Origin of the sequence: Rhodosalinus sp., assembly GCF_046542825.1 — a bacterium.
Classification (GTDB): Bacteria; Pseudomonadota; Alphaproteobacteria; order Rhodobacterales; family Rhodobacteraceae; genus Rhodosalinus.
The window spans coordinates 1-6,393 of the sequence record NZ_JBKHAQ010000141.1; the positions used below are offsets into that span (position 1 = coordinate 1).

Genomic DNA, 6,393 nt, shown 5'->3' on the forward strand with positions numbered 1-6,393 from the left:
ATCGCCTACGGCACGAAGATGGTGGGCGGCGTGACGCCCGGCAAAGGCGGGCAGAGCCATCTCGACCTGCCGGTGTTCAATTCCTGCCACGAGGCGGTGGCGCGGACCGGCGCCAATGCCTCGGTGATCTACGTCCCGCCCCCCTTCGCGGCGGATTCGATCCTGGAGGCCATCGACGCGGAAATCCCGCTGGTGGTCTGCATCACCGAAGGCATCCCGGTGCTCGACATGATGAAGGTCAAGCGCGCGCTGGAAGGCTCGCAAACCACGCTGATCGGCCCCAACTGCCCCGGCGTCATCACGCCGGACGCCTGCAAGATCGGCATCATGCCCGGCCACATCCACAAGCGTGGCAAGGTGGGCGTGGTCAGCCGCTCGGGCACGCTGACCTACGAGGCGGTGAAGCAGACCACCGATGTGGGCCTGGGGCAGTCCACATGCGTGGGCATCGGCGGCGATCCGATCAAGGGGACGGAACATATCGACGTGCTCGAGTGGTTCCTTGCAGACGACGAGACGGAAGCGATCATCATGATCGGCGAGATCGGCGGCTCGGCCGAGGAGGACGCGGCAGAGTTCCTCGCCTCCGAGAAGAAGAAGGGCCGCTGGAAGCCCACTGCGGGCTTCATCGCCGGCCGCACGGCGCCTCCGGGGCGGCGCATGGGCCATGCGGGCGCCATCGTCGCCGGCGGCAAGGGCGGCGCCGAGGACAAGATCGAGGCGATGAAATCGGCCGGCATCACCGTCGCCGACAGTCCAGCGGGGCTGGGCGAGGCGGTGCTCAAGGCCATCGGCTGAGGGAAGTGCCACGGAGGAGGCACGCATCATGGGGTTCACAGAGGCGGTCCGCACCTGCCTGACGAACTACGCCACCTTCTCGGGCCGCGCGCGGCGGCCCGAATACTGGTGGTTCTTCCTGTTCGTCGTCCTCGGCGGCATGGTGGCCAGCCTGATCGACGGCGCGCTCTTCGGCTTCGGCACCGAGGACGCGCCCGAGACGCAGGTCTTCGGTCCGTTGTGGAGCCTCGCCATGTTCCTGCCGCTGCTGGCGGCGGGCTGGCGGCGGATGCACGATACCGGGCGGGCGGGCTGGTATCTGCTGATCCCGATGCTGATCTCCTTCGCGGTGCTCTTCCTGCTGGGCTTCGAGATGGCGGCCTTTCTTGCCGCGGGCGGCCCCGAGACGATCGGGCCGGGCCTTGGCGCGGGCCTCGCGCTGGTCGCGCTGCTGACGGTGGCGCAAATCGTGGCCTCGCTGCTGATCCTGTGGTGGCTGACCCGCCCCACCCAGAAGGGGCGCAACGCCTTCGGTCCCGAGCCGCCGGTCCGGCCGCGGGGAGGCGCGCGTGCATGAGCTTTGCCGAGGCAGTCCGCACTTGCCTGCGCAACTACGCGACCTTTTCGGGCCGCGCCTCGCGCCCGGAATACTGGTGGTTCGTGCTCTTCGTGATTGGCGGCGGGATGGTGCTGGGCCTTGTCGATGCAGCGCTTTTCGGCGTCCGGGTCGAGGTCGCCCCCGGCATGTTCGAATACCGCAACGAGGGCGTTCTTGCCCCCGGCTTCGCCCTTGCCACGCTGCTGCCCTGGCTCGCGGCGGGCTGGCGGCGGATGCACGACAGCGGGCGCTCGGGCCTGCATCTTCTCTATCCCCTGATCGTGATGATCGGCATCGGCAGCTTCGCGGCCTTTGCCCAGGGGCTCGACCCGCTCTTGACCGGCGGGCCGGGAGGGATATTCAGCGATCTGACGATGCTGGTTCTGGGCCTTGCCTCGCTCGTGCTCTTCGTGTCGCCGCTGCTGGTGATCTGGTGGCTCACCCGGCCCGGCGAGCCGCGCACCAACCGCTTCGGCCCGCCGCCTGCGCGACGCCCCGCATGATCCCCGCCCTGCCCCTTCCGTCCGTGACCCGCGCGGCCCCCAACCCGGAGATACTCCCATGACCGAGCAGAGCCCGAACGACATCTTCAAGGCCTCGAGCTTCATGCAGGGGCACAACGCCGAATACCTGGAACAGCTCTACGCCCGCTATGCCGCGGATCCCTCTGCCGTGGACGAGGCCTGGGCCGCCTTCTTCCGCGAGCTGGGCGACCCCGAACAGGAGGTGCGGCGCGAGGCGCAGGGGCCGTCCTGGGCGCGGCGCGACTGGCCGCCCCAGCCCGCGGACGAGATCACCCATGCGCTGGACTTGCAGTGGCCGGAGGTGGCACCCGAGGCCAGGGCCGCCGGCGAGAAGATCCGCGACAAGGCCGAGGCGCGCGGCGTCAATGTGACGGACGAGCAGGTCAAGCGCGCGGTGCTCGATTCTGTCCGGGCGCTCATGCTGATCCGCGCCTACCGGATCCGCGGCCATCTTGCCGCCGATCTCGACCCGCTGGGCCTGCGCCAGCAGGCCGCCCATCCCGAGCTGGATCCCAGATCCTACGGCTTCACCGAGGCCGACATGGACCGGCCGATCTTCATCGATAACGTCCTGGGGCTCGAGATCGCCTCGATGCGCCAGATCGTCGATCTGGTGAAGCGCACCTACTGCGGCACCTTCGCGCTGCAGTACATGCACATCTCCGATCCCGAACAGTCGGCGTGGCTCAAGGAGCGGATCGAGGGATACGGCAAGGAGGTGAAGTTCACCCGCGAGGGGCGGCGGGCGATCCTCAAGAAGATGGTCGAGGCCGAGGGCTTCGAGAAGTTCCTTCACGTCAAGTACATGGGCACCAAGCGCTTCGGTCTCGACGGCGGCGAAAGCCTGATCCCCGCGATGGAGCAGATCATCAAGCGCGGCGGCGCGCTGGGCGTGAAGGAGATCGTGATCGGCATGCCGCACCGCGGTCGGCTCTCGGTGCTGGCCAACGTGATGGGCAAGCCCTACCGCGCGATCTTCAACGAGTTCCAGGGCGGCAGCTTCAAGCCCGAGGAGGTGGACGGCTCGGGCGACGTGAAATACCACCTCGGCGCCTCCAGCGACCGCGAGTTCGACGGCAACTCTGTTCACCTGTCGCTGACCGCCAACCCCAGCCATCTGGAGGCGGTCAATCCGGTCGTTCTGGGCAAGGCGCGCGCGAAGCAGGACCAGCACCATGACGAGGAACGCCGCGCGGTCCTGCCGGTGCTGCTGCACGGCGACGCGGCCTTTGCCGGACAGGGCGTGGTGGCCGAATGCTTCGGTCTGTCGGGGCTCAAGGGGCACCGCACGGGCGGCACCATCCACCTGATCGTCAACAACCAGATCGGCTTTACCACCGCGCCGCACTTCAGCCGCTCGAGCCCCTATCCGACCGACATCGCGCTGATGGTCGAGGCGCCGATCTTCCACGTCAACGGGGACGACCCCGAGGCGGTGGTGCACGCCGCCAAGGTGGCCACCGAGTTCCGCCAGAAGTTCGGCCGCGACGTGGTGATCGACATCTTCTGCTACCGGCGGTTCGGCCACAACGAGGGCGACGAGCCCATGTTCACCAACCCGCTGATGTACAAGGCGATCAAGAGCCACAAGACCACGCTCAGCCTCTACACCGAGCGGCTTGTGCGCGACGACCTGATCCCCGAGGGAGAGGTCGAGGACATGAAGGCGCAGTTCCAGTCCTTCCTCAACGACGAGTTCGAGGCCGGCAAGACCTACAAGCCCAACAAGGCCGACTGGCTCGACGGACGCTGGAGCCATCTCGACCGCGAGGGAGAGAACTACCAGCGCGGCGAGACCGCGATCGGCGAGGACACGCTGCGCGAGGTGGGCACCGCGCTGACCCGCGTGCCGGACGGCTTCAACCTGCACAAGACGGTGGGCCGGCTGATCGAGGCGCGCGCCAGGATGTTCGAGACGGGCCGAGGCTTCGACTGGGCGACCGCCGAGGCGCTGGCTTTCGGCTCGCTGCTGACCGAGGGCTATCCGGTGCGGCTATCGGGGCAGGATTCGATCCGCGGCACCTTTTCCCAGCGCCATTCCGCCTTCGTCGACCAGAACACCGAAGAGCGGCACTTGCCGCTCAACAGCATCCGCGAGGGACAGGCGCGTTACGAGGCGATCGACTCGATGCTCTCGGAATACGCCGTGCTGGGCTTCGAATACGGCTACAGCCTGGCCGAGCCCAACGCGCTGGTGATGTGGGAGGCGCAGTTCGGCGATTTCGCCAACGGCGGGCAGATCATGTTCGACCAGTTCATCAGTTCGGGCGAATCGAAATGGCTGCGCATGTCGGGCCTCGTCTGCCTGCTGCCGCATGGCTACGAGGGCCAGGGACCCGAGCACAGCTCCGCCCGGCTGGAGCGGTTCCTGCAACAATGCGGGCAGGACAACTGGATCGTCGCCAACTGCACCACGCCGGCCAACTACTTCCACATCCTGCGCCGTCAGATCCACCGCAGCTTCCGCAAGCCGCTGATCCTGATGACGCCCAAGTCGCTGCTGCGCCACAAGCTCGCGATCTCGGACAGGGAGGATTTCCTGACCGGCTCCTCCTTCCACCGCGTGCTCTGGGACGATGCCGAAAAGGGCCATTCGGAGACACAGCTCAAGCCCGACGCCGAGATCCGCCGCGTCGTGATGTGCGCGGGCAAGGTCTATTTCGACCTTCTGGAAGAGCGCGACCGCCGCGGGATCGACGATGTCTATCTGCTGCGCGTCGAACAGTTCTATCCCTTCCCCGCCCATTCGGTGGTCAAGGAACTGGAACGCTTCAAGACCGCAGAGATGATCTGGTGCCAGGAAGAGCCCAAGAACCAGGGCGCCTGGACCTTCATGGAGCCCAACCTCGAATGGGTGCTGGGCCGCATCGGGGCCCAGCATCCGCGCCCGCGCTATGTGGGCCGCCCCGCTTCGGCCTCGCCCGCCACGGGCCTTGCCTCGATACACAAGCAACAACAGGAAGCGCTGGTCGATCAGGCGCTTACGATCGAAGGATAACGAGATGACTGTCGAAGTCCGCGTGCCCGCCCTGGGCGAAAGCGTCAGCGAGGCAACCGTCGCCACCTGGTTCAAGAAGCCGGGCGACAGCATCGCCGAGGACGAGATGCTCTGCGAACTGGAGACCGACAAGGTCACGGTCGAGGTGCCGGCGCCCGCCGCCGGCGTGCTGGCCGACATCGTGGCCGAGGAGGGCGTGACCGTGGGGGTGGACGCGCTCCTTGCCAACATCGCCGAGGCCGGCGAGGCCGGCTCCGCCACGCTCGAGCCCCGCCCCTCCGCCGAGAAGGCGGGCGCCACGCCCAGGCCCTCCGAGGGCAAGGCGCCCTCGGGCGGGGCGGAGGTGGACGTGATGGTCCCCGCCCTCGGCGAGAGCGTGAGCGAGGCCACCGTCTCGACCTGGTTCAAGGCGGTGGGCGACACCGTCCAGGCCGACGAGATGCTCTGCGAACTGGAGACCGACAAGGTCTCGGTCGAGGTGCCTGCCCCCGCCGCGGGAATGCTGGCCGAGATCCTCGCCGACGAGGGCGCGACGGTCGAGGCGGGCGGCAAGCTCGCCGTTCTGAAGAGCGGCGAAGGGGCGGCACCTGCGAAGGCGGCAGCGACGGAAGACACCGGGACAGGGCCGACGCCCCAGGCGCCCGCCCGCGACAGCGGCCGCGGCGACGTCGAGGATGCCCCCGCGGCCAGGAAGGCCATGGCAGAGGCCGGCCTCTCCCGCGACCAGGTGCAGGCCTCGGGCCGCGACGGCCGCGTGATGAAGGAGGACGTGGCCAGGGCCGTGGCCGCCGGCACCGCCGCGAAGGCCCCCGCGCCCGAACCCGCCGCCGCACCCGCGCCGCGCGCGCCCGTCCCGGCCGAGGACGCCAGCCGCGAGGAACGGGTCAGGATGACCCGCCTGCGCCAGACCATCGCGCGCCGGCTGAAGGACGCGCAGAACACCGCCGCCATGCTGACCACCTACAACGAGGTGGACATGAAGGCGGTGATGGACCTGCGCAGCGAGTACAAGGACCTCTTCGAGAAGAAGCATGGCGTGCGCCTGGGCTTCATGTCCTTCTTCACCAAGGCCTGCGCCCATGCGCTCAAGGAAGTGCCCGAGGTCAACGCCGAGATCGACGGCACGGACATCGTCTACAAGAACTTCGTGCACATGGGCATCGCCACCGGCACGCCGCAGGGCCTGGTGGTGCCGGTGATCCGCGACGCGGACGCCAAGTCCTTCGCCGCGCTGGAAAAGGAGATGGCCGAGAAGGCCAAGCGCGCCCGTGACGGCAAGCTATCCATGGCAGAGATGCAGGGCGGCACCTTCACCATCTCCAACGGCGGCGTCTACGGCTCGCTGATGTCCTCGCCGATCCTCAACCCGCCGCAGTCGGGCATCCTCGGCATGCACAAGATCCAGGACCGCCCCGTGGTGGTGAAGGGCGAAATCACGATCCGCCCGATGATGTATCTGGCGCTCAGCTACGATCACCGCATCGTCGACGGCAAGG

At 68.0% G+C, this 6,393-nt stretch carries 5 protein-coding genes; all 5 read left to right on the top strand.

The genetic code is table 11. The features are described 5' to 3' along the window. Nucleotides 1-798 (top strand): succinate--CoA ligase subunit alpha (gene sucD, locus ACLFOB_RS13755; RefSeq protein WP_410926446.1); only part of this gene is annotated, 798 nt, incomplete at its 5' end. Nucleotides 799-826: 28 nt separating this feature from the next. Next, nucleotides 827-1,354: a DUF805 domain-containing protein gene (locus ACLFOB_RS13760; RefSeq protein ID WP_410917893.1), complete on the top strand. Its 528-nt coding sequence runs from the start codon at nucleotides 827-829 to the stop codon at nucleotides 1,352-1,354. Beyond that, on the top strand, nucleotides 1,351-1,878 hold the full coding sequence (locus tag ACLFOB_RS13765) for a DUF805 domain-containing protein (RefSeq protein ID WP_410917892.1): 528 nt from the start codon (nucleotides 1,351-1,353) through the stop codon (nucleotides 1,876-1,878). Before ACLFOB_RS13760 ends, ACLFOB_RS13765 begins: the two co-directional genes overlap by 4 nt. 58 nt (nucleotides 1,879-1,936) lie before the next feature. Continuing rightward, the gene (locus ACLFOB_RS13770; RefSeq protein WP_410926447.1) at nucleotides 1,937-4,897 is read left to right on the top strand and encodes a 2-oxoglutarate dehydrogenase E1 component; all 2,961 of its coding nucleotides are present in this window, start codon (nucleotides 1,937-1,939) and stop codon (nucleotides 4,895-4,897) included. Nucleotides 4,898-4,901: 4 nt separating this feature from the next. Beyond that, nucleotides 4,902-6,393, top strand: a 1,492-nt coding sequence (odhB, locus tag ACLFOB_RS13775; protein ID WP_410926448.1) for a 2-oxoglutarate dehydrogenase complex dihydrolipoyllysine-residue succinyltransferase, incomplete at its 3' end; no start/stop codon positions are given.

Excerpts from the sequence above, each read along its gene's own strand:
- ACLFOB_RS13760 (WP_410917893.1), top strand. The coding sequence starts at position 827 with ATGGGGTTCACAGAGGCGGTCCGCACCTGCCTGACGAACTACGCCACC.
- ACLFOB_RS13765 (WP_410917892.1), top strand. The coding sequence starts at position 1,351 with ATGAGCTTTGCCGAGGCAGTCCGCACTTGCCTGCGCAACTACGCGACC.
- ACLFOB_RS13770 (WP_410926447.1), top strand. The coding sequence starts at position 1,937 with ATGACCGAGCAGAGCCCGAACGACATCTTCAAGGCCTCGAGCTTCATG.